19 protein-coding genes, 1 tRNA gene and 1 pseudogene are annotated in these 20,795 nt (G+C 72.1%); 14 read left to right on the top strand and 7 right to left on the bottom strand.

The features are described from left to right. Positions 1-1,543 (bottom strand): annotated as a pseudogene (locus tag ACWCP6_RS08310) (SUKH-4 family immunity protein); the annotation flags it as partial. 7 nt (positions 1,544-1,550) lie between these two features. Then, positions 1,551-2,564: an SMI1/KNR4 family protein gene (locus ACWCP6_RS08305; RefSeq protein WP_450931565.1), complete on the bottom strand. Its 1,014-nt coding sequence runs from the start codon at positions 2,562-2,564 to the stop codon at positions 1,551-1,553. A 267-nt stretch (positions 2,565-2,831) separates the two neighbouring features. On the opposite strand from ACWCP6_RS08305, the gene ACWCP6_RS08300 reads away from it, so the two are divergent. Beyond that, on the top strand, positions 2,832-3,353 hold the full coding sequence (locus ACWCP6_RS08300; RefSeq protein WP_450931564.1) for a YwqJ-related putative deaminase: 522 nt from the start codon (positions 2,832-2,834) through the stop codon (positions 3,351-3,353). 67 nt (positions 3,354-3,420) lie between these two features. Continuing rightward, positions 3,421-3,927: an SUKH-3 domain-containing protein gene (locus tag ACWCP6_RS08295; protein WP_450931563.1), complete on the top strand. Its 507-nt coding sequence runs from the start codon at positions 3,421-3,423 to the stop codon at positions 3,925-3,927. 234 nt (positions 3,928-4,161) lie between these two features. Here the strand turns inward: ACWCP6_RS08295 and ACWCP6_RS08290 are convergent, their stop codons facing one another. Next, a complete protein-coding gene (locus ACWCP6_RS08290; RefSeq protein WP_450931562.1) occupies positions 4,162-5,478 on the bottom strand; it encodes a sensor histidine kinase in 1,317 nt (438 codons plus the stop codon). Positions 5,479-5,687: 209 nt separating this feature from the next. Here ACWCP6_RS08290 and ACWCP6_RS08285 point away from each other — a divergent pair. The 7 genes from ACWCP6_RS08285 (at position 5,688) to ACWCP6_RS08255 (ending at position 11,732) form a co-directional block, all read left to right on the top strand. After that, positions 5,688-5,759 (top strand) — tRNA-Gln (locus tag ACWCP6_RS08285). Between the two features lie 139 nt (positions 5,760-5,898). Beyond that, on the top strand, positions 5,899-7,389 hold the full coding sequence (glmU, locus tag ACWCP6_RS08280) for a bifunctional UDP-N-acetylglucosamine diphosphorylase/glucosamine-1-phosphate N-acetyltransferase GlmU (RefSeq protein ID WP_450931561.1): 1,491 nt from the start codon (positions 5,899-5,901) through the stop codon (positions 7,387-7,389). 116 nt (positions 7,390-7,505) lie between these two features. Next, on the top strand, positions 7,506-8,480 hold the full coding sequence (locus ACWCP6_RS08275; RefSeq protein ID WP_450931560.1) for a ribose-phosphate diphosphokinase: 975 nt from the start codon (positions 7,506-7,508) through the stop codon (positions 8,478-8,480). 234 nt (positions 8,481-8,714) lie between these two features. Continuing rightward, positions 8,715-9,308, top strand: coding sequence for a 50S ribosomal protein L25/general stress protein Ctc (locus ACWCP6_RS08270; RefSeq protein WP_450931559.1), 594 nt, complete (start codon positions 8,715-8,717; stop codon positions 9,306-9,308). Positions 9,309-9,374: 66 nt separating this feature from the next. Beyond that, positions 9,375-9,980, top strand: coding sequence for an aminoacyl-tRNA hydrolase (gene pth, locus ACWCP6_RS08265; RefSeq protein ID WP_450931558.1), 606 nt, complete (start codon positions 9,375-9,377; stop codon positions 9,978-9,980). 222 nt (positions 9,981-10,202) lie between these two features. Next, positions 10,203-10,775: a hypothetical protein gene (locus tag ACWCP6_RS08260; RefSeq protein ID WP_450931557.1), complete on the top strand. Its 573-nt coding sequence runs from the start codon at positions 10,203-10,205 to the stop codon at positions 10,773-10,775. A gap of 261 nt (positions 10,776-11,036) precedes the next feature. After that, positions 11,037-11,732, top strand: coding sequence for an LPXTG cell wall anchor domain-containing protein (locus tag ACWCP6_RS08255; RefSeq protein WP_450931556.1), 696 nt, complete (start codon positions 11,037-11,039; stop codon positions 11,730-11,732). Between the two features lie 88 nt (positions 11,733-11,820). On the opposite strand, the gene ppc is transcribed toward ACWCP6_RS08255, so the two are convergent. Then, positions 11,821-14,562, bottom strand: coding sequence for a phosphoenolpyruvate carboxylase (gene ppc, locus ACWCP6_RS08250; RefSeq protein ID WP_450931555.1), 2,742 nt, complete (start codon positions 14,560-14,562; stop codon positions 11,821-11,823). A 336-nt stretch (positions 14,563-14,898) separates the two neighbouring features. Here ppc and ACWCP6_RS08245 point away from each other — a divergent pair, with 336 nt between their 5' ends. The 3 genes from ACWCP6_RS08245 to ACWCP6_RS08235 all read left to right on the top strand — a co-directional run bounded on the left by ACWCP6_RS08245 (position 14,899) and on the right by ACWCP6_RS08235 (position 17,324). Beyond that, positions 14,899-15,906 (top strand): acyl-CoA desaturase, encoded by a 1,008-nt coding sequence (locus tag ACWCP6_RS08245; RefSeq protein WP_450931554.1) that lies wholly within the window; start codon positions 14,899-14,901, stop codon positions 15,904-15,906. Continuing rightward, positions 15,903-16,577, top strand: coding sequence for a TetR family transcriptional regulator (locus tag ACWCP6_RS08240; protein ID WP_450931553.1), 675 nt, complete (start codon positions 15,903-15,905; stop codon positions 16,575-16,577). Before ACWCP6_RS08245 ends, ACWCP6_RS08240 begins: the two co-directional genes overlap by 4 nt. Before the next feature lie 114 nt (positions 16,578-16,691). Continuing rightward, on the top strand, positions 16,692-17,324 hold the full coding sequence (locus ACWCP6_RS08235; protein WP_450931590.1) for a Uma2 family endonuclease: 633 nt from the start codon (positions 16,692-16,694) through the stop codon (positions 17,322-17,324). Here the strand turns inward: ACWCP6_RS08235 and ACWCP6_RS08230 are convergent. Further along, on the bottom strand, positions 17,311-17,679 hold the full coding sequence (locus tag ACWCP6_RS08230) for a VOC family protein (protein WP_450931552.1): 369 nt from the start codon (positions 17,677-17,679) through the stop codon (positions 17,311-17,313). The two genes, ACWCP6_RS08235 and ACWCP6_RS08230, sit on opposite strands and share 14 nt — an antisense overlap. Continuing rightward, the gene (locus ACWCP6_RS08225; protein ID WP_450931551.1) at positions 17,679-18,512 is read right to left on the bottom strand and encodes a trans-aconitate 2-methyltransferase; all 834 of its coding nucleotides are present in this window, start codon (positions 18,510-18,512) and stop codon (positions 17,679-17,681) included. The genes ACWCP6_RS08230 and ACWCP6_RS08225 overlap by 1 nt, the downstream gene beginning before the upstream one ends. Before the next feature lie 146 nt (positions 18,513-18,658). Between ACWCP6_RS08225 and ACWCP6_RS08220 the strand changes: the two genes are divergently transcribed. Further along, entirely contained in the window at positions 18,659-19,156 is a 498-nt protein-coding gene (locus tag ACWCP6_RS08220; protein WP_450931550.1) for a MarR family winged helix-turn-helix transcriptional regulator, read from the top strand. A 128-nt stretch (positions 19,157-19,284) separates the two neighbouring features. Here ACWCP6_RS08220 and ACWCP6_RS08215 read toward each other — a convergent pair whose 3' ends face one another. Continuing rightward, on the bottom strand, positions 19,285-20,040 hold the full coding sequence (locus ACWCP6_RS08215) for a LuxR C-terminal-related transcriptional regulator (protein ID WP_450931549.1): 756 nt from the start codon (positions 20,038-20,040) through the stop codon (positions 19,285-19,287). 302 nt (positions 20,041-20,342) lie between these two features. Between ACWCP6_RS08215 and ACWCP6_RS08210 the strand changes: the two genes are divergently transcribed. Then, positions 20,343-20,786, top strand: coding sequence for a GNAT family N-acetyltransferase (locus ACWCP6_RS08210; protein ID WP_450931548.1), 444 nt, complete (start codon positions 20,343-20,345; stop codon positions 20,784-20,786). Positions 20,787-20,795 lie beyond the last annotated feature (9 nt).

The following is a 20,795-nucleotide window of genomic DNA, read 5'->3' as shown; positions in this document are numbered from 1 at the left end:
GCACCTGCGGCGGCGGGGGCATACCCGGACCACCCTGATGCGGATCGGCCAGCATCGTCGCGGCATGGTGCACCCCACCCGGCGGCGTACCCGGAACACCCGGAGCACCGGGCGGCTGCGGAGCACCCGGACCACCGGGACCACCCGGCACCTGCGGCGGCGGGGGCATACCCGGACCACCCTGATGCGGATCGGCCAGCATCGTCGCGGCATGGTGCACCCCACCCGGCGGCGTACCCGGAGCACCGGGCGGCTGCGGGGCGCCGGGCGGCACGGGGCCGTCCGGACCGATCTGCGAGACGAGTTGGGTCGGCACATATCCGCCTGCCGGGGTCCCGGGCGCACCGGGACCGGAAGCGGGCGGGTTCCCGCCGGGAACTCCGGGCGGCGCCGGGGGCGGCGGAGTGGCGGACGGCTCGCGCCGCCGCGGCGGTGCGGGTGCCTTGCTGGTCGCCGCGTCGGCGATGCCGCCCGCCGCGTCGGGGCCGGGGGCGCCCGGAGCGACAGGCCCGTCGGGGGCGGCCGGACCAACGGGGGCCGGTGCACCGGGTGCGGCGGCGCCCGGGCCGGCGGGGGCTCCGGGTACGCCGGGAGCGGCAGGAGCAGCGGGTGCCCCGGTGCCGGGCGCGCCCGGCACCGGGGCACCCTGCGGGTACCCGTAGGCGCCGGCCTCCGGCGTGTCCAGCGCGGGCGCCAGCTTCGTACGGGGCAGTTGGCTGCCGCCCGAGATCAACGCGGTCTTGGCGTCCGAGGAGGCCGCCGGCGGCGGGGCGGGCCCGTCGGGGTTCACCGGCGGCGCGAACACGGTCGCCGGCAGCGGTACGGAACGGTCCTCCCCGGAGTCGCCGTTGGTGTCGGTCCCGGCCCACGGCGTGGCCCCCGCGGGCACCCCGGGCGTCGTCGCCGGCACGCCGTCCTGCGCGGTCGGCTCCCGCCCGGGCTCCGCCGCACCGGTCGCGGCGGGCCAGGGCGTCCCCCCGCCCGGAGCTCCGGGACCCGCGGGACCGGCGGAGACACCCGGGCCCGGCGAACCGGCCTGCGGCAGCGGCGAGTTGGCCTCGGCCGCGGGAGCAGGAGCAACAGCGGGGCCGGGAGCGGCGACCGGGCCGCCCCCTCCGTTGCCGCCGGGCTCGCCGCCGTCCGTGCCGCGCGCCCCGCGCTGGTCCGGGATACCGATTTTGTCCGCGGCCTCCTGCAGCCACTCCGGCGGACTGAGCAGGAACGACGTCTGGTTCAGGTCGATCCGCTCCGGCTGCGGCGCCACCGGCTCCGGAGCCTCGTCGGGCACTCCGTACTCCTCCTCGTAACGGCGGATCACCTCGCCCACGGGCAGCCCAGGCCACAGCGTGGCCTCCCCGCTGTCCCGGGCGATGACCAGCCGCTGGCGGCCGCCGTCCGAACGGGGGCCGTCCTCACGGTCCTCCGCCCAGACGACGAAGCCCAGGTCGAACTCGCGCACCCGCACCTCCCGGTGCTGGTACGCCGGCACATCACCGTTGATCCACTCTTCCGCGCGCTCCTGCGCCTGCGCGAAGGTCACCATCGGACGCTCACTCCCCCGCCGTTGCGGGAACGGCACGCGCGAAGCCGCCGTCCACCATCAGGTTCGCCACGGTCTCCAGCTCCGGGGGGTTGCCCGCGAGCCGTGCCAGGAACACGTCGAAGTCGTCACCGCAGGGCAGCAGCAGCCGCTCCACACGCTCGTTCGCCGACCAGCCGGCCGTGTCCCGGGCGTCGTCGTACGCGCAGAACCACACCGAGCCGATCCGGTCGCCCTTGACCTTCACGGCCAGCAGTCCGCCCTGCACGAAGCCCACGCCCAGGTAGTCCTTGGTCAGATGGTCGCGCAGACACTTGTTGACGTAGACCAGGTCGTTGACCGCCGCCTCGTCGCGCACCGTGAAGAAGGGCTGGTCGACGAGCAGCCCCAACTCGGCGTCCAGCGCGGCCCCCACGGGGGCGCAGCCGCCGGCCGCCTTCAGGAACGAGCGGTAGGGGCCGGGCAGCCGGTAGCCGAGGTCCTCCTCGACGTTCTGGATCTGCTCCTCGGTCACCGCGACCGAGGACTTGGGAAGCCCGAAGTGCACGGGCCGCGTCTCCTGGAGCGGCCGCGTACCCCGCTTGTTCTGGTCGACCGCCGTGGTCGCCAGTCCGCCGTGGTGGCGCAACAGGGCCTTCACCTCGACGGGGACAAGCTCCAGCCGGCGCGAACCGGGCACGTGGTGCCAGGTCCAGCCGTGCGGCGTCGCCACCGCCGGAATCGTGTCCCACAGCTCGTGGCCCTCGGCGGCCAGCGCCGCGTTCGCCGACACGTAGTCGGTCAAACGGAGTTCGTCGACGCCGAATCCCTCCGGAGGGTCCGCGATCTCGGCGGCGGCACGCGCATAGGGCGAGAAATCCGGATAGCCGTGCTCGTCCATCCGCACCCCTCTGGGGTGCCGGGCGGCACGTACCGGGTCCGGGAACTGCACGACCTGCCCGGCGTAGGCCGCGTTCGGCGGCGCGACCGTTCCCCCGCCTGAAGGGCTGGGAGGTCCCCCCACCCCGAGCCGACCTGTCGTCATGGCGGTTGCCCCCTGCGGCAGTGTTGGTTGCGGTTGACGCTTCGCGGATATTGGCGATGGCGACAGACAGCCTATGCGGTAGGAAGACACCGGTCACCGGCGCTCCGGTTCCGTGACCTGCCGTCACACCGCCGTGACGGTGCGCCGAAGCCCCCGCGTGTCGGAGTGCCCCCGCTTCCGTACGAGGCGACCCATTTGGCAGGCTGTCCCCGCACTTGGGGCGGCCACGGGGGCGCCACCACCGCGGGCAGGGAGGGGACCACCGCCATGCAGACCGCGCAGACGGACGGCGCACGGACCGGTGTCGGGGGAGATCCGCGCGTCGGCTGGAGCAGCTCCGAGACCCCGGACGCCCCCGCGCTGCTGCACCGCCGCGACGGCATACTGCCGACCGTCGCCGCAGCGCTCTCCGTGCGCGGCACGACCCTCACCGGCACCGCCGCGCGCGGCGACCAGCCGCCTGCGCTGCACCCCCTGGTGCAGGACTTCCTCGACACGCTCACCAGCGGCCAGCGCGACCGGTTCACAGGGCGGTGCGCCGAAGTGATCCTCATCTCCCGCCATCTGACGGCCGCCGACGACACCCGAAGCAAGCGCGCCCGGCGCAGGCCGATGAACAACGGCGAGGCCCGCAGGGCCCTGAAGCACGCCAAGCTCACGGCCCGGCGCATCCGCGAGGACGGCGACCCGCTGCACGGGTCCTTCGCCCGGCCGTGCCGCGCGTGCACCGCACTCATCGACCACTTCGGCGTCCACGTGGTCGACCCGGCGAAGGGTGCCGGCGCCTGACCGCCGCGCCGCAGCGAGCCGCGCCGCGCCGCATGGATTCCCTACGGAACGACCGAACGAAGGGCCGATGCACCCCGACCGCACCTCCACGACCCGTTTTCCCGTGCCCGTCGACGCCGCGTTGCGCTCGGCCGGATGGCAGCCGGGGCGGTGGGACATCAAGCAGGCCGAGTACTGGGCCGACGCGCTGCGCGGTCATGTGACGCCCGCGGGGCACCGGCACCAGGTGTTCCCGGCGGCCGTCGAGGCCTGGGCCGAGTTCGGCGGGCTCCGCATCGCGCCCTCCGGTCCCGGGCGGCAGATCGCGCCGGCCATGCTGGACCTCGATCCGCTGCGCGGCCTGCACATGGCGCGGACGCTGGGGGACCTGGGCCGGGCACTCGGCACGGAGGTCGCCCCGCTCGGGGAGGAGATCATCGGCGAGGGCGAGCACCAGGCGCTGCTCGCGGTCGACGCCGAGGGGAGGGTCTACGCACTGGACCACAGCGGGGACTGGTTCGTGGGCGCCGACATCGACGAGGCGCTGGGGACGCTGGTCGCCGGGGCGCTGCCCACCCGGCTCGCGATCACCTAAGGGCTGTCCCGTAATCCACGGTGGACCGGCGTGCGGCGTCAGATGCGGTGCATCGCAAGGCGGAGGGACGTTCGCATACTGGATGTATGCGAACGTTCCGACAACGCGGCGAGGTGCCGTAGCTGTCGTCGCACGCCCGCCGAGGATTGCGGGACAGCCCTTAGCGTGGATCCGGCGGGCCGGGCCCGGCCCGTCCGGGGTCGTCCCGTCACGCCGGCGGGGCCCACTCGGCGGTCAGGCCGCCGGGAAAGGGATCACCGCCGACACCCTGAACCCTCCGGCGTCGGTCGGGCCCGACACGAAGACCCCGCCGAGGCCCGTGACCCTCTCCTTCATCCCCAGCAGACCGTTCCCTCCGCTGGGCAGGCGCGGCGCGTCGGTCGGCGGGGCCTTCGGCGGCGGGTCGTTCTCGACCTGCATCGCGATCTCCGACACCCGGTGGGCCAGCCGTACGTACGCCTTCGCGCCCGCCGCGTGCTTGTGGACGTTGGTCAGGGCCTCCTGGACCACCCGGTAAGCGGTCTGTTCGACCTCGCGGACGTAGTCGCGGGGATCGCCGTCGACCGTCAGATGGACGGTCATGCCGGCCGCCCGGGACTGGTCGACCAGCTCGTCGAGCTCCGCGAGGCAGGGGCCGTCCTGTCCGGTGTCGGCGGTGGCGCGGGACGCCGCGGCCGCCGCGGCGAAGCCGGCCGCGGCCAGCGGGCCGGGCTCCGACGCCGGGGCGAGGGCCTCGCCCGCGCGCAGCACACCGAGCATCTCGCGCAGCTCCGTGAGCGCCTGGCGCCCCATGTCGCCGACGAGCGCGGCGTTCTTGACGGCCTTCTCGGGGTCCTTGCGGGCGACGGCCTGGAGGGCGGCGGCGTGCACCACCATCAGGCTGACGCGGTGCGCGACCACGTCGTGCATCTCGCGGGCGATCCGGGTGCGTTCCTCGCCGCGTGCCCACTCGGCGCGTTCCTCGGCGCGCTCGGCGAGCAGCTGCAACTCCCGCTCCAGGCTGTCCGCGCGCTCGCGCAGGCTCTCCATGAGGCGGCGGCGCGCGCCCACGTACAGACCGAGCAGGACGGGGGGTGCGGTCACACCGAGTGAGGTGGTGATCGCGAGGAACGGCACGAACCAGTCACCGATGGTCAGGGAGCCGTCCGTCATGCCCTGCTGCGCCCGTACGAAGGTGACGATGAGGGTCCCGGCGAGCGACATTCCGGCGAGCGCCGCGATGATGCGGCGGGGCAGCTCGGACGCGGCGAGCGTGTAGAGGCCGACGAGGCTCATCACGAAGCCCATCTGGGCGGGGGTCACCGCGATCGACACGAGCACGACGGCGATCGGCCAGCGCCGCCGCAGCAGCAGCACCGCGCCGGCGACCAGCCCGAACAGCACGCCGACGACCACCGGGATCCCCGCGTCCCGCGCGAACGGGATGCCCTCTGCCGCACACTCCATCGCGGACACCAGGGCCAGTGCCGCGTCCAGGACGACACTGCGCCGCCGCTCCCACCACCACGGCCCGGTCCTGGCCGCCTTGTGGTCTTCCCCCGTCGTGGTCATGCCCTCCAGCGTACGGGCGGGCGGTGCCGCTCCTCCGGCGAGTTTCGCGTGAGTGCGCGGACACTCCCTGTATGCGAATGGGCGTCGCCGGGGCTCTCGGAGGCGCGTCGCGGGAGCCGTACCGTCGCGAGGGAGGGGCCCGGTACGGCATAGTGGAGGCGGCCAAGTCCGCAGCCTTGATCGGCTGTCCGGTTTGGCGATTTCTGCTATCCGCTGTGGTGTAATCGGCAGCACGGGGGTTTTTGGTGCCCCTTGTCCAGGTTCGAGTCCTGGCAGCGGAGCCTCTTTCACCAGGTGTTCATCGGGCGTTCTCCGGGTCCTGACCGCAGCGGTCGGGACCCGCGGTCATTTCCGCCCCACTACGCCCCGGTATCCTGCGGATGTCCACCTCCCGAAGCATCGAAGCCGAAGGGCATACCCGTGAGCGCCAACCTTTCCCAAGATCTCGGCCTCGCTCGTTCAGGGGACACCCCGCCGGCAGCCGTCGTCGTGCTCGCAGCGGGTGAGGGCACCCGTATGAAGTCGGCCACACCGAAGGTCCTGCACGACATCTGCGGCCGCTCCCTCGTCGGGCACGTGCTCGCCGCGGCCCGGGAGTTGAACCCGCAGCAGCTCGTCGTCGTCGTGGGCCACGCACGCGAGAAGGTCACCGAACACCTCGCCGCCGTCGACCCCGCCGTGCGCACCGCCGTGCAGCACGAGCAGAACGGCACCGGCCACGCCGTGCGCATGGGCCTGGAGGAGCTGGGCGAGACGGCCGTCGACGGCACCGTCGTCGTGGTCTGCGGCGACACCCCGCTGCTCACCGGCGAAACGCTCCGCCGCCTCGCCGGGACCCACGCCGCCGACGGCAACGCCGTGACGGTGCTCACCGCCGAGGTCCCGGACGCCACCGGCTACGGCCGCATCGTGCGCGACGGCGCGTCCGGCGCGGTCACCGCGATCGTCGAGCACAAGGACGCCACCGAGTCGCAGCGCGCCATCCGCGAGATCAACTCCGGTGTGTTCGCCTTCGACGGCCGGCTGCTCGCGGAGGCGCTCGGCAAGGTGCGCACGGACAACAGCCAGGGCGAGGAGTACCTGACGGACGTGCTCGGGATCCTGCGCGAGGCCGGCCACCGGGTGGGGGCGTCCGTCGCCGCCGACCACCGCGAGATCGCGGGCATCAACAACCGCGTCCAGCTGGCCGAGGCGCGCCGCTCCCTCAACGACCGTCTGCTGGAGCGCGCGATGCTCGCCGGTGTGACGGTCGTGGACCCCGCGACGACCTTCGTCGATGTGACGGTCACCTTCGAGCAGGACGCCGTGGTGCACCCGGGCACCCAGCTGCTGGGCGGCACGCACCTGGCCGAGGGCGCGGAGGTCGGCCCCAACACGCGCCTGAAGGACACCCTGGTGGGCGCGGGCGCGCGCCTGGACAACACGGTCGCCGACGGCGCCGAGGTGGGCCCCGGGGCGAACGTCGGCCCGTACGCCTATCTGCGCCCGGGCACCAAGCTCGGCCCGAAGGCGAAGGCCGGCACGTACGTGGAGATGAAGAACGCGACGATCGGCGAGGGCACCAAGGTGCCGCACCTGTCGTACGTGGGCGACGCGACGATCGGCGAGTACACCAACATCGGTGCGGCGAGCGTCTTCGTGAACTACGACGGCCAGGAGAAGCACCACACGACGGTGGGTTCCCACTGCAAGACCGGTTCGGACAACATGTTTGTGGCGCCTGTCACCGTCGGGGACGGCGCCTACACCGCCGCGGGCTCGGTGATCACGAAGGACGTGCCGCCCGGCGCGCTCGCCGTGGCCCGTGGCCAGCAGCGGAATATCGAGGGCTGGGTGGCCCGCAAGCGTCCGGGGAGCGCAGCCGCGAAGGCGGCCGAGGCGTCCTCCCGGGAGTCGGACGGCGAAGGCTGACCGGAAACAGGTGCGTCCCGCACGGCGTACCGTGATAGATGCACACATTCGGCTGGCTCGTCGCTGAGGGACGCGAGCGGGTGCAGCAGCTGAGAACACGTCGAGGAGACAGTGCTGTGACCGGGATCAAGACGACCGGCGAGAAGAAGCTGATGCTCTTCTCCGGCCGCGCCCACCCCGAGTTGGCCGAGGAGGTCGCCCATCAGTTGGGGGTCGGCATTGTGCCGACCAAGGCATTCGATTTCGCCAACGGTGAGATCTACGTCCGCTACCAGGAGTCGGCGCGCGGTGCCGACTGCTTCCTGATCCAGAGCCACACCGCTCCGATCAACAAGTGGATCATGGAGCAGCTGATCATGATCGACGCCCTGAAGCGGGCGTCGGCGCGTTCCATCACGGTGATCGTGCCGTTCTACGGCTACGCCCGCCAGGACAAGAAGCACCGCGGCCGCGAGCCGATCTCCGCCCGTCTGGTCGCCGACCTCATGAAGACCGCGGGCGCCGACCGCATCCTCACGGTCGACCTGCACACCGACCAGATCCAGGGCTTCTTCGACGGCCCGGTGGACCACCTCTTCGCCCTCCAGATGCTCGCGGACTACGTCGGCAGCAAGGTCGACCGCGCCAAGCTCACCGTCGTCTCCCCCGACGCCGGCCGGGTGCGCGTCGCCGACCGCTGGTGCGACCGGCTCGGCGCTCCGCTGGCCATCGTGCACAAGCGCCGCGACAAGGACGTCGCCAACCAGGTCACCGTCCACGAGGTGGTCGGCGACGTGAAGGGCCGCGTCTGCGTCCTCGTCGACGACATGATCGACACCGGTGGCACCATCTGCGCCGCCGCGGACGCCCTGTTCGCGCACGGCGCCGAGGACGTCATCGTGACGGCCACCCACGGCGTGCTCTCCGGCCCGGCGGCCGACCGCCTGAAGAACTCGAAGGTCAGCGAGTTCGTCTTCACGAACACCCTGCCCACGCCCGGCGAGCTGGAGCTCGACAAGATCACCGTGCTGTCGATCGCGCCGACGATCGCCAGCGCGGTGCGCGAGGTCTTCGAGGACGGCTCCGTCACGAGCCTGTTCGACGAGCAGTAGGCCTCGGGCCTCCACGGCTCCACGAGCTCCACGGCTCCACCGGAGATCGATTTCAGTTGCGGCCTCCCCGCTGAGTAGACTGTCGAAGTTGCTCGGCGAGGGAGGCCGCACCGTTCGGTGCGGCGGTCCGTTATCGACGCGCTCTTCGTAGCAGGCCAGTCGTGTGGCCGGGTGACCTCCCCAGCTCTTCGAGCAGGGGGGAACCCATCGTCTCGATCACTACGAGGAGTGCACATGTCCGAGGTGAAGATCACCGCGCAGACCCGTACCGAGTTCGGCAAGGGTGCCGCGCGCCGTATCCGCCGCGACAGCAAGGTTCCCGGCGTTCTGTACGGTCACGGCACCGAGCCGGTCCACCTGACCCTCCCGGGTCACGCGCTGCTGCTCGCGCTGCGCACGCCGAACGTTCTGATCTCCCTCGACATCGAGGGCAAGTCGGAGCTGGCCATCCCGAAGTCCGTGCAGCGCGACCCGCTGAAGGGCTTCCTGGAGCACGTCGACCTGCTGCTGGTCAAGCGCGGCGAGAAGGTCACGGTCGAGGTCCCGGTCCACACCGAGGGCGAGCTGGCCCCGGGCGGCAACCTGCTCGAGCACGTGCTGAACGCGCTTCCGGTCGAGGCCGAGGCCACGCACATCCCCGAGGCCGTCACCGTGTCCGTCGAGGGCCTGGAGGCCGGCGCCTCCGTCCTTGCCAAGGACATCACGCTCCCGAAGGGCACCACCCTGGCCGTCGAGGAGGACGCGGTCGTCCTCCAGGTGCTGGCCGCCCAGGCCGAGGAGGCCCCGGAGGAGGGCGCCGAGGAGGCCGAGGAGACGGCCGAGGCCTGATCCGGCGACAGCCACAGCCGTCAGCCGTCGCTCTCCGGAGCGGCGGCTGTCGCGTATCAAGGAGACATGCAGATGACGACCGACGCCTCGAACGCCCCCTGGCTGATCGTCGGCCTCGGAAACCCCGGACCGGGTTACGCCATGAACCGCCACAACGTGGGCTTCATGGTGGCCGACCTGCTCGCGGAGCGGGTGGGCGGCACGTTCAAGCGCAGCGGCAAGGCACAGGCGCAGGTCGTCGAGGGGCGGATCGGCGCCCCTGGGCCGGCGAGCCGCCGTGTGGTGCTGGCCAAGCCCACCTCGTACATGAACCTGTCGGGCGGCCCGGTCAATGCGCTGCGCGACTTCTACAAGGTGCCGGCCGCGCACATCGTCGCGATCCACGACGAGCTCGACATCGACTACGGCACGCTGCGGCTGAAGCTCGGCGGCGGTGACAACGGCCACAACGGCCTCAAGTCGATGACGAAGGCGATGGGTTCGGACTACCACCGCGTGCGGTTCGGCATCGGGCGTCCGCCGGGCCGGATGCAGGTCGCGGACTTCGTGCTCAAGGACTTCTCGTCGACCGAGCGCAAGGAGCTCGACTTCTTCGTGGACCGCGCGGCGGACTCCGTGGAGTGCCTGATCACGGAGGGCCTGGAGCGGGCGCAGAGCGCGTACAACTCCTGAGCAGCGCGGCGGATCCGCCTCCCCGGCCCGGCCGCGTCCGGCCCCGGCCCGGCCGCGTCCGGCCCCGGGCCGGAGCGTCCGGCTTCACGGCCGCAGGCGTCCGCGACCACCGGGACGGGCGGTGGTGAGCCGCGAACGGAGACGCGTGCCGGGCCTCCGCGCCCCGTGCACACCCCGGCCCGCCTTGACCCGGCGTATGCCCATGGCCAAGGATCGCGTGCCATGCCGGCCACGACACGCACCGGATCCGTCCGACGCACCTCCTCCCGTCCCGCACCACGCCCCGCCCGGGTCAAGCGCAGCCGTACTCGCAGGGCGGGTGAGAGCGCGTTCGGGCTGCTGCTGCTCGGGCAGCGGGTGGCGATGGGCGGCGTCGCCGCGCTGCTGCTGATCGCCGGGGTCTGGGCCTCCTGGGGCACCGCGCAGCACGTGATGTTCACCAAGGGCCGCGAGCGCGGCACGATGACGGTGACCCGATGCTCGGACAACCGGTGCACGGGTCCCTACGACCCGGCGTCTCCGGGCTCCCAGCCCCGCGACCGGGTGTCGCTCGACCAGGCGGTCGAGGCGGTCGGCGCGCACAAGGGCGAGCACATCGCGGTGGCCCTCAAGCCCGGCACCACGGACGCCGTCCGCACCGGGTTCTCCGGTCTGCTGCGCGCCTGGGTCCCCCTCGGCGGCGGACTCCTCCTCGCATCGGTCGTCGTGGCGGGCGGCCTCCGGGCCCGCCGCACCGCATGGGCACTGGCCCTCAGCGGCCTGGCCCTGGTGACGGCGGCCTTCGTGACCCTGTGACGCCGCCGGGGCAGGACACCCGGCCCGCCCCTGTGCCCCGGCAGACGACCGGGACACCCGGTCCGCCCACGTGCCCCGGCCGGTGGCCGGACACTCGGCCGCCGTTGCGGAACGGCTCATTCACCTGATTGTTATCCAGGACCATTGGGACGAGGGCTCCCGTACGGCATCTATGTGATGGCTCGCATCTTGACCGGCACCTGACCAGTCGGGAAGCTGAGCCGCCCCCCACGGCATCCCTCTCCCCCCGTTGGACTGCCCATGCGCCCCCTCATCCCCGCCAGCGCGCTCACGGCCGCCGTCGCCGCCGCCCTGGTGTTCGCCCCCTCCGCACACGCCACCCCTCCCGGCGACAACGGCACCGTGAAGATCCACGACGCCGGTACCGGCGAGGAGCTCCGCAAGAACGAGCCCCATGTGTGCGCCTTCTACCTCGACGCGTTCGGCTTCGACGGCGGCCAGCAGGTCGCGTGGCACATCGAGGCCTGGGCTCCGACCGCCCATGTCAAGGGCGGGACCGTGAAGTCGGGTTCGCTCGTACTGGACGCCGAAGGCCACGGCCGGACGCAGAACATGACCCTGCCCGACGGTCACTACAAGCTGTTCTGGACCTTCGACGGCGAACACGGCCGCGCCAAGCACAAGGTCTTCTGGACCGACTGCGAGGAGACCGGCCAGGGCGGCGGCAAGCCCTCGGCCTCCGCGGCCCCGTCCGCATCGGCGACCCCGACGGCGGCGCCCGGCTCGTCCGCTCCCGGCGGCACCGCGCCGACGTCCGCCGCGCCCTCCCCCACCGGTTCCGCGACGCCGTCGGCGTCCCCGTCCGCCCAGGGCGGTGACCTCGCCGAGACCGGCAACGGCGCGCCCGTCGGGCTGCTGTCCGCGGCCGCCGCCGCCCTGGTCGCGGCCGGCGGCTACCTGGTGTTCCGCCGCCGCAAGGCCTCCGGGCAGCAGTAGCCGCCGCGGGAGCGGACACGGCGGTGTCACGACACGGCGGTGCCCCCGTGCTCTTCGTACGAGCACGGGGGCACCGCCGTCCGCCGGGTCAGCCCGTGTTGCGCAGGCCCGCCGCCACGCCGTTCACCGTCAGCAGCAGTGCGCGGGACAGCAGCGGGTCGGGAGTGGCGTCGGCCTCCGCCGCGTCCCGCTGCCGCTTGAGCAGCGTGACCTGGAGGTAGGAGATCGGGTCGAGATAGGCGTCGCGGATCGCGAAGGTCTGCTGGAGCACCGGGTTCGTGTCCAGGAGCCGTTCGCCGCCCGTCACACGCAGCACCTCACGCACCGTCAGCTCGTGCTCCGCCTCGATGGTCGCGAAGATGTGCTTGAGGTCCTCCGGGACCAGCGTGTCGACGTAGTGGCGGGCGATCCGCAGATCGGTCTTCGCTAGCGTCATCTCGACGTTGGAGACGAAGTTGCGGAAGAAGTGCCACTGCTCGCGCATCTCGTCGAGGACGGAGTCGAGTCCCGCCTCGCGCAGCGCCTTCAGGCCCGAGCCGACGCCGAACCAGCCCGGCACGATCTGCCGCGACTGCGTCCAGCCGAACACCCACGGGATCGCCCGCAGTCCGTCGAGCCCGGCCCCGGAGTCGGGGCGGCGCGAGGGCCGGGACCCGAGGTGCAGGTCGGCGAGCTGGTCGACGGGGGTGGAGGCGAAGAAGTACGCGGGCAGGTCCGGGTCCTCGACCAGGCGCCGGTAGGCCCCGTGGGCGGCGTCCGAGACGATGTCCATCGCCGCGTCCCAGCGCGCCAGCGCCTCGTCGCTCTGCCGGGGCGCGGTGTGCAGCGCGGACGCCTGGAGCGTGGCGGCGACCGTCAGCTCCAGGTTCTCCCGGGCCAGCGACGGGATGAGGTACTTGTCGGAGATGACCTCGCCCTGCTCGGTCACCTTGATCTCGCCGTCCAGGGTGCCCCACGGCTGCGCGAGGATCGCGTCGTGGGTGGGGCCGCCGCCCCGGCCGACGGTGCCGCCGCGGCCGTGGAACAGGCGCAGGCGTACGCCGTAGCGGTGGGCGACGTCACGCAGCCGGCGCTGGGCGCGGTGGATCTCCCACTGGCTCGTCGTGATGCCGCCGAACTTCGACGAGTCGGAGTAGCCGAGCATCACTTCCTGGACGTCGCCCCGGAGCGCGACCAGACGGCGGTACGAGGGGTCGGCCAGCATCTCGTCGAGGATGACGTCCGCGGCGCGCAGCTCGTCCGTCGTCTCCAGCAGCGGCACGATGCCGATCTTCGCCCAGCCCGCGTGCAGGTCGATCAGGCCCGCCTCGCGCGCCAGCACGGCCGCCGCGAACACGTCGTCCGCGCCCTGGCACATCGAGATGATGTACGACTCGATCACCTCGGGCCCGAAGACCTTCAGGGCCCGCTTGACGGTCTCGAAGACGCCGAGGGTCTTCGCGCCCGCCGCGTCCAGCGGTGCCGGGGTCGGGGCGAGCGGGCGGCGCGAGCGCAGCTCCTTGGCGAGCAGCTTGGCGCGGTAGTCGCGCGGCATGTCCGCATACCGCCAGGTCTCCTCGCCGAGCCGGTCGAAGAGCTGGCCGAGCGCGTGGTGATGGGCGTCCGCGTGTTCGCGCACGTCCATGGTGGCGAGCTGGAGGCCGAAGGCGGCGAGCGTACGGATCGTCCGGTTCATCCGGCCGTCGGCCACGAGGCCGCAGCGGTGCGCGCGCAGCGAGGTCTGGATGAGGGACAGGTCGTGCAGCAGCTCGGCCGTGCCGAGGTAGTCGCGGCCGGGCTCGTGCGCGGTGCCCCTGGCCAGGCGCTCCTTGGTGTTCACGAGCTTCTGCCGTACGCAGGTGGCCTTGAGGCGGTAGGGCTCCTCCGCGTTGAGGCGCTTGTAGCGGGGGCTGATCTCGGGCAGCCGCTCCAGGTCGGCCTGGAGGGAGGTCAGCAGCTCCTCGGTGGCGCCCGTGTAGCGGATGGAGTTGGAGAGCAGCCCGCGCAGCTCGTCGATCATGTCGAGCGCGTCGTTGATGCCGTGCTCGTGCTGGAGGATCAGCACGTCCCAGGTGACCTCGGGCGTCACGTTCGGGTTGCCGTCGCGGTCACCGCCGATCCAGGTGCCGAAGGTCAGCGGACGGGTGTCGTCCGGGAGCTTGACCCCGACCCGCTCCAGTTCGACCGTCAGGTCCTCGAGGACGTCCCCGACGGCCTCGGTGTGCAGCTCGTCGAGGTAGTAGATGGCGTTGCGGGCCTCGTCCGCGGGCTCCGGGCGCACGACGCGGAGCTCGTCCGTCTGCCATACGAGGTCGATGTTCTCGGCGAGCCGTGTGTCGTGGCGGCGCCGGTCGGACTCGATGACGGGCGTGTCCAGGAGTTCCGCGACACGCCGCAGCTTGTTCAGCACGGACCGGCGCGCGGCCTCGGTCGGGTGGGCCGTGAAAACCGGGCGAACGTTCAGATGCTGGACGGTGGCCCTCACGTGCTCGGGGTCGGCGTCCTTGAGGCGGTCCGCGGTCCGGGCGAGCAGTCCGCCCTCGGCGGCCCGCCTGGCCCGCAGCTCGCGGCCGCGGTGCACCTGCTCGGTCACATTCGCGAGATGGAAGTACGTGGAGAACGCGCGTACGAGCTTCGCGGCGGTCTCCAGCTCCGTCCCGCCCAGCAGCCTGGCGGCGGCCTCCCCGTCCTCGCGGGTCAGCCGGCGGACCTTCTCCACCAGCTCCAGCAGCTCGGGTCCCTCCTGGCGGACCAGGGTCTCACCGAGCAGATCACCCAGTCGGCGGATGTCGGCTCGCAGCTCCGCGTTCGCGGTCGTGGCCTCGCGGCTGTGGTCGTCGGCACTGCTCACAGGTGCGGCTCCTTGCAGTGAAGAGAAGGTGCGGCGCGCAGCGTCTCCCGTAACAGTGGAGAGGGAGACGGGTGGGCACTTCTGGAGGGGTACCCGGGTCCGGATCCTGGTCACGACGTGGGTGACGGCGGCCGGCCCCGGGCAGAGAACACAGCGGACCACGCTGTCCGACCGAGTCCAAGGATAGGTGGCGCGACGGGCGGGCGGCCGCGGGGCTCTTGCCGCGCGGCTCCGCACTGCCATACTTACGACGCCGTAGGTTACGGAACCGTAGGCACGGCTGGACGGCCACGAGCCTCACCCACCCCCATACCCTCGATCCCACAGGGGACGCCCATGACCACGAGCGATGTGATCGACGACGCCCCGCAGTCGTCGTCCGGCACGGAACTACCCTCGGCCACCCTCGGCGGCGAGAAGAAAGGGTCCGTCGAGCAACTCACCCTGCTGCTGTTCATCGCAGTACCCTTCCTCGCCCTGGTCGCGGCGGTGCCGCTGGCCTGGGGCTGGGGCGTGAGCTGGCTGGACCTCGGCCTCATGGTGTTCTTCTACTACCTGGGCTGCCACGGAATCACGATCGGGTTCCACCGCTACTTCACGCACGGCTCCTTCAAGGCGAAGCGCCCGCTGCGCATCGCGCTCGCCATCGCCGGCTCGATGGCGGTGGAGGGCCCCCTGGTCCGCTGGGTGGCCGACCATCGCAAGCACCACAAGTTCTCGGACGCGGAGGGCGACCCCCACTCGCCCTGGCGCTACGGCGAGACGGTCCCGGCCCTGATGAAGGGCCTGTGGTGGGCTCATATCGGATGGATGTTCGACGAGGAGCAGACCCCGCAGGAGAAGTACGCCCCGGACCTGATCAAGGACCCGGCCCTGCGGGCGGTATCCCGGCAGTTCGTCCTCTGGACGGCGCTCTCGCTGCTGCTGCCGGCCCTGATCGGCGGCCTGGTGACCATGTCGTGGTGGGGCGCCTTCACGGGCTTCTTCTGGGGCTCGCTGGTCCGGGTGGCCCTGCTGCACCACGTCACGTGGTCGATCAACTCCATCTGCCACGCGGTCGGCAAGCGCCCCTTCAAGTCCCGGGACCGCTCCGGCAACGTCTGGTGGCTGGCCGTCCTGTCCTGCGGCGAGTCCTGGCACAACCTCCACCACGCCGATCCGACGTCGGCCCGGCACGGCGTGATGCGCGGCCAGCTCGACTCGTCGGCGCGCATCATCCGCTGGTGCGAGCAGCTGGGCTGGGCCTACGACGTGCGCTGGCCCTCGAAGTCCCGCATCGACGCGCGCCGTGATACGGACGGAACGTCGTCCCGGCGCGGGGCTCGGACCACCGAACCGGCATGATGGGGGACGTGGCGACCGACTCCAGCACCCCGAGCAACGAGAAACCGCGGCGGACCCGCCGCACCCGGATGACCGGCGCCGAGCGCCGCCAGCAGTTGCTGGAGATCGGTCGCACCCTCTTCGCCGCGAAGGGCTTCGAGGGCACCTCGGTGGAGGAGATCGCGGCCAAGGCCGGCGTCTCCAAGCCGGTGGTGTACGAGCACTTCGGGGGCAAGGAGGGGCTGTACGCGGTCGTGGTGGACCGCGAGATGCGCCGCCTGCTGGACGGCGTGACCGGCTCGCTGACCGCCGGCCACCCCCGCGAGCTCCTCGAGCAGGCGGCCTTCGCCCTCCTCGACTACATCGAGGAGTACACGGACGGCTTCCGCATCCTGGTCCGCGACTCGCCCATCCCGCAGTCGACGGGTTCGTTCGCCTCGCTCATCTCGGACATCGCCACCCAGGTCGAGGACATCCTCGGCCGCGAGTTCAAGAGCCGCGGCTTCGACCCGAAGCTGGCCCCGCTGTACGCCCAGGCCCTGGTCGGCATGGTCGCCCTCACCGGCCAGTGGTGGCTCGACGTCCGTCGCCCCAAGAAGGCGGAGGTGGCGGCCCACCTGGTCAATCTTGCCTGGCACGGCCTGGACGGCCTGGAGCAGAAGCCCCGGCTGATAGGCCACCGCAAGAACTGACCCTGCAGGCCCCTCACCATGCCGCGCGACTCGTCACTCTTTGTGATGACGTGATCGGGATCCGGCCGCTACCGTGGACGGGCAGGCCGAAGAATCCCGTCCATGGGAGGAATCATGACCGCCGAGCCGATCGCTGCGCAGGACACCGGGCCGGGCCGCGACCCGGAGCCTGGTGGCCGCTGGCCGATGCCGCCCCAGGACGGATACACCGTGGACGACCTGTTCACGCTGCCCGACCTCCCGCCGCACACCGAGCTGATCGACGGGAGCCTGGTTTTCGTGAGTCCGCAGCGGCGTTTCCACAGCAAGATGATCGACCTTCTGGTCAACGGCCTACGTCGCACCGTTCCGAGCGGCCTCAAGGTCGAGCGTGAAATGACGGTCCTACTGGACCGGAGGAACGGCCCCGAGCCGGATGTCTCCGTCGTACGCGCCGAAGCGGCGAGGGATCTGGAACAGACCCGCTTCGAAGCCGCGGACGTACTGCTCGCGGTCGAGGTCGTCTCCCCGGACTCGGAGGCGCGCGACCACGACACGAAGCCCCACAAGTACGCCGCCGCCCGCATTCCCCACTTCTGGCTGGTCGAGACCGCCGGTGCGGACCAGCACCCCGTGGTCCGGGTCTACGAGCTCGACCCCGTGACCAAGGAGTACGAGCTGACCGGCAGCCATCACGATCAGCTCAAGATCCGCGTGCCGTACGACATCGACATCGACATCACCCCGGACGCGCTCAAGCAGCTGTGACCGGCTCCAGGAACTCCAGCCGGTTGCCCACCGGGTCCTCCGAGTAGAAGCGCCGGTGCCCGGGCAGGTTGTCGTCCCAGGTCACCGCCGCGCCGCGCGCCACGAGCCGTGCCGCGTAGGCCTCGATTCCCGTGACCCGCAGCCCCGGGTGAGCCTTCTTCGCCGGGCGGAAGCCCGTCTCGGTCCCGAGGTGCAGCTGTACCGCTCCCGCCCGGAACCAGCAGCCGCCGCGCGCCGCGAGCACCGGAGGCTTGGGGATCTCCTCCATACCGAGGACATCGACGTAGTACCCGCGCAGGACGTCCTCCGAGCCGGGCGGAGCCGCGAGCTGGACGTGATCCACGGCGGTCAGCATCACGCGCCCTCCTTACGGGCCACGGCGAAGATCCGGCGGAAGGGGAAGACCGTGCCCTGCGGGGTCGCCGGATACGCCCTGCGCAGCAGGTCGCGGTACTCGGCGACGAAGGCGTCCCGGGCCCGCGGATCGTCGGCGAGCGCGGTGAGGACGGGACGCAGGCCCGTGCCCTTCACCCAGTCGAGCACCGCGTCCTCGCCCTCCAGCAGGTGCAGATACGTCGTCTCCCAGACGTCCGCCTCGCATCCCAGGGCCGTCAGGCGCTCCAGGTACGCGGCGGGCGTGAGCACCGCGTCCCCGTGGCGGAGCACCCCGGAGAGGCGGTCCCGCCAGGCGGGCGACCCGGCCAGGTCGCGCATCAGGACATGGCTCGGCGCGTCGAAGTTGCCGGGGACCTGGAAGGCGAAGGCCCCGCCGGGGGGCAGTGAGCCGATCCAGCCGGCGAAGAGGTCCACGTGGCCCGGTACCCACTGGAGCGTGGCGTTCGAGACGATCAGGTCGTACGGGTCGGCCGGGTCCGGCACCCAGGTCGCGGCGTCGGCGTGGGCGAAGTCGAGGCCGCCGCCGCCCGCCGTCGGGCCCGCGTGGTCCCGGCGGGCCTTGTCGAGCATCTCCGGCGAGTTGTCGAGGCCGGTGATACGGGCGTCCGGCCAGCGCTCGGCGAGCAGCACCGTGACATTGCCCGCCCCGCAGCCGAGGTCGGCGATCCGGGGCGGGCGGCCGCGCGCGGGCGGCTCCGGCAGCCGGGCGAGCAGATCGAGGAAGGGGCGGGTGCGGTGACCGGCGTGACGAAGGTACTGACGCGGGTCCCAGGTCGGCGTTGCAGCGGGCATGGCGAAGCCTCCTCGCGGAACGGCGGAGCTCTCCCCCGGACACGCACCCTGCGACGCGCGCCGGAGCACTGTCCGGATCATCCTTGACCCAAGGATATCTTGACGTCAAGAGACTTCATGTCGACAGACCCTCTACACTGATCGTCATGGAGGACGAGGTCGATCGGCTGGTCGCAGCATGGCGCCGGGAGCGCCCGGACCTCGACGTGGAACCGCTCGAGGTCCTGAGCCGGGTGAGCAGGCTGGCCCGGCACCTCGACCGTGCCCGCCGTATCGCGTTCTCCGAGCACCAGCTGGAGCCGTGGGAGTTCGACGTTCTGACCTCGCTCCGGCGCGCCGGCTCCCCGTATCAGCTCTCGCCCGGCCAGTTGCTGACGCAGACCCTCGTCACCTCCGGCACCATGACCAACCGCATCGACCGGCTCGCCAAGAAGGGCCTGGTGGAGCGGCTGCCCGATCCGAGCGACCGGCGCGGTGTACTGGTGCGGCTCACGGACGAGGGCCGCGACCGGGCGGACCAGGCGCTCGCCGGACTGCTCGACCAGGAGCGGGCCATCCTCTCGGAGCTGTCGCGGGTCCAGCGGGGTGAACTGGCCGATCTGCTGCGCCAGCTGACGGCGCCGTTCGACAACATCCCCGGCTGAGCCCCGCTCGGCAGCACCCCTGACGGGGCCGCGCTCGACGGCATCCCTGAGTGGGCCGCGTCGGCAGCACCCCTGACCGGGCCCCGCCGACAGCATCCCCGGCCGAGCCCGGACCGCGGGAGCCCTGCCTACGACGCGGCCTCCAGGTCCGCCGGGCCCACCCCGGCGCGCCGCGCCAGGGCCACCGCCGCCAGGGTCGAGTGCACCCCGAGCTTCCCCAGCACGTTCTGCATATGGGTGCGGACCGTGTGCGGGGAGAGGAAGAGCCGTTCGGCCACGGCCTTGCGGCCCAGGCCCGCGACCATGCAGCGGAGCACCTCCCGCTCGCGCGGGGTCAGCGACTCCACCAGGCGCTCGCTCTCGGTGCGGTGCTTGCGGGCCGCGGTCAGCTCGCGCAGGACGCCGGTGAGCAGCGCGGGCGGCAGATGGGTCTCGTCCTTGAGGACGCCGCGGATGACACTGAGCAGCCGGGACAGCGAGCAGTCCTTGGCGACCCAGCCGGACGCACCGGCCTGCAGGGCGAGCGCGGCGCGCCGCGGGTCGTCCCGCTCGGCCAGCACCACGGTCCGCACACCGGGCTGCGCGGTCCGCACGCCCGTCACCAGCGAGATCCCGTCGACGTGCCGGTCCGCCTGACCGTCCGGCACGGGGACGGCGGCGGGCCGGATGCCCGGTGCCGCGCCCGCTCCGACGCCCAGGTCGGCGTCGACCAGCAGCACGTCGAACCGGCGCCCGTCCGCGGCCGCGCGCTCCAGACAGCGCAGTGCGGCCGGGCCGCTCCCGGCGGCCGACACCTCGACGTCCGGCTCGGCGGCCAGTGCCGCGGCCAGCGACTCGGCGAAGATGCGGTGGTCGTCGACGACCAGAACTCGGATGCGAACCACATAGACCCCTTCCCCAATGCTCTTCAGGAGCAGGGGATACCCCATAGTCGGGGGACGACCGGTACGGGTACGGCGCCCGAAACGGAGTCCCCGGGCCGCAATGGTCCGGAAACGGGTCGCCGCGTCCGCACGGCCGCCGCCGTGCCGGAACTGCTACCCCCCACTTCGGGCGTCGTACCCGACTGTCTCGCCCCCTGATCGGCACCGGCCCCCACCGGTGCTGTCCTCAGAGTAGGGCCAGGGGCCAGGAGCGGAAGGCAAATTGCAGGATCTGTTTGGCCAGCGTGTTTATCGTGAGCCGCATGTTTCGCTTTGAGGCGGAAGTCGACAACGAACGACGTGAACTGCTCCGGTCACGGCTGAGGGACACCAACACCGAGGCCTCGCCGGTCCTGCGCTCCCTGCGCGGCACCCCGGCCGGAGAGGAATTCCCGCTCCAGGTCTGGGCCTTGGACGGGGGCGGCGTACTGGCGGGCGGTCTCGACGCGTACACCTGGGCGGGCTGGCTGCACGTGGACCACCTGTGGGTGGACGGCCGGCACCGCGGCGCGGGCCTCGGCGCACGGCTGCTCGCGGACGCGGAGCGCATCGCGCGCGAGGAGCGCGGATGCGTCGGCGCGCGCCTGGAGACCTGGGACTTCCAGGCACCGGAGTTCTACCGGAAGCAGGGGTACGCCGTGGTGGGCACGGTCCCCGACTATCCGCCGGGGGTCACCGAGTACATCCTGGCCAAGCCCCTGGCCTGAGGGCGCGTC

This window comes from Streptomyces sp. NPDC002004 (assembly GCF_053593975.1).
This window is presented reverse-complemented; position numbering and strand designations above follow the sequence as displayed.

Bases quoted from the DNA above. Each gene is read 5' to 3' on its own strand.
- ACWCP6_RS08235 (WP_450931590.1), top strand. From the start codon at position 16,692: ATGACCGCCGAGCCGATCGCTGCGCAGGACACCGGGCCGGGCCGCGAC.
- ACWCP6_RS08270 (WP_450931559.1), top strand. From the start codon at position 8,715: ATGTCCGAGGTGAAGATCACCGCGCAGACCCGTACCGAGTTCGGCAAG.
- ACWCP6_RS08305 (WP_450931565.1), bottom strand. From the start codon at position 2,564: ATGACGACAGGTCGGCTCGGGGTGGGGGGACCTCCCAGCCCTTCAGGC.
- ACWCP6_RS08300 (WP_450931564.1), top strand. From the start codon at position 2,832: ATGCAGACCGCGCAGACGGACGGCGCACGGACCGGTGTCGGGGGAGAT.
- ACWCP6_RS08220 (WP_450931550.1), top strand. From the start codon at position 18,659: ATGGAGGACGAGGTCGATCGGCTGGTCGCAGCATGGCGCCGGGAGCGC.
- pth (WP_450931558.1), top strand. From the start codon at position 9,375: ATGCAGATGACGACCGACGCCTCGAACGCCCCCTGGCTGATCGTCGGC.
- ACWCP6_RS08255 (WP_450931556.1), top strand. From the start codon at position 11,037: ATGCGCCCCCTCATCCCCGCCAGCGCGCTCACGGCCGCCGTCGCCGCC.
- ACWCP6_RS08240 (WP_450931553.1), top strand. From the start codon at position 15,903: ATGATGGGGGACGTGGCGACCGACTCCAGCACCCCGAGCAACGAGAAA.
- ACWCP6_RS08230 (WP_450931552.1), bottom strand. From the start codon at position 17,679: ATGCTGACCGCCGTGGATCACGTCCAGCTCGCGGCTCCGCCCGGCTCG.
- ACWCP6_RS08290 (WP_450931562.1), bottom strand. From the start codon at position 5,478: ATGACCACGACGGGGGAAGACCACAAGGCGGCCAGGACCGGGCCGTGG.
- ACWCP6_RS08245 (WP_450931554.1), top strand. From the start codon at position 14,899: ATGACCACGAGCGATGTGATCGACGACGCCCCGCAGTCGTCGTCCGGC.
- ACWCP6_RS08210 (WP_450931548.1), top strand. From the start codon at position 20,343: ATGTTTCGCTTTGAGGCGGAAGTCGACAACGAACGACGTGAACTGCTC.
- ACWCP6_RS08225 (WP_450931551.1), bottom strand. From the start codon at position 18,512: ATGCCCGCTGCAACGCCGACCTGGGACCCGCGTCAGTACCTTCGTCAC.
- ACWCP6_RS08295 (WP_450931563.1), top strand. From the start codon at position 3,421: ATGCACCCCGACCGCACCTCCACGACCCGTTTTCCCGTGCCCGTCGAC.
- ACWCP6_RS08260 (WP_450931557.1), top strand. From the start codon at position 10,203: ATGCCGGCCACGACACGCACCGGATCCGTCCGACGCACCTCCTCCCGT.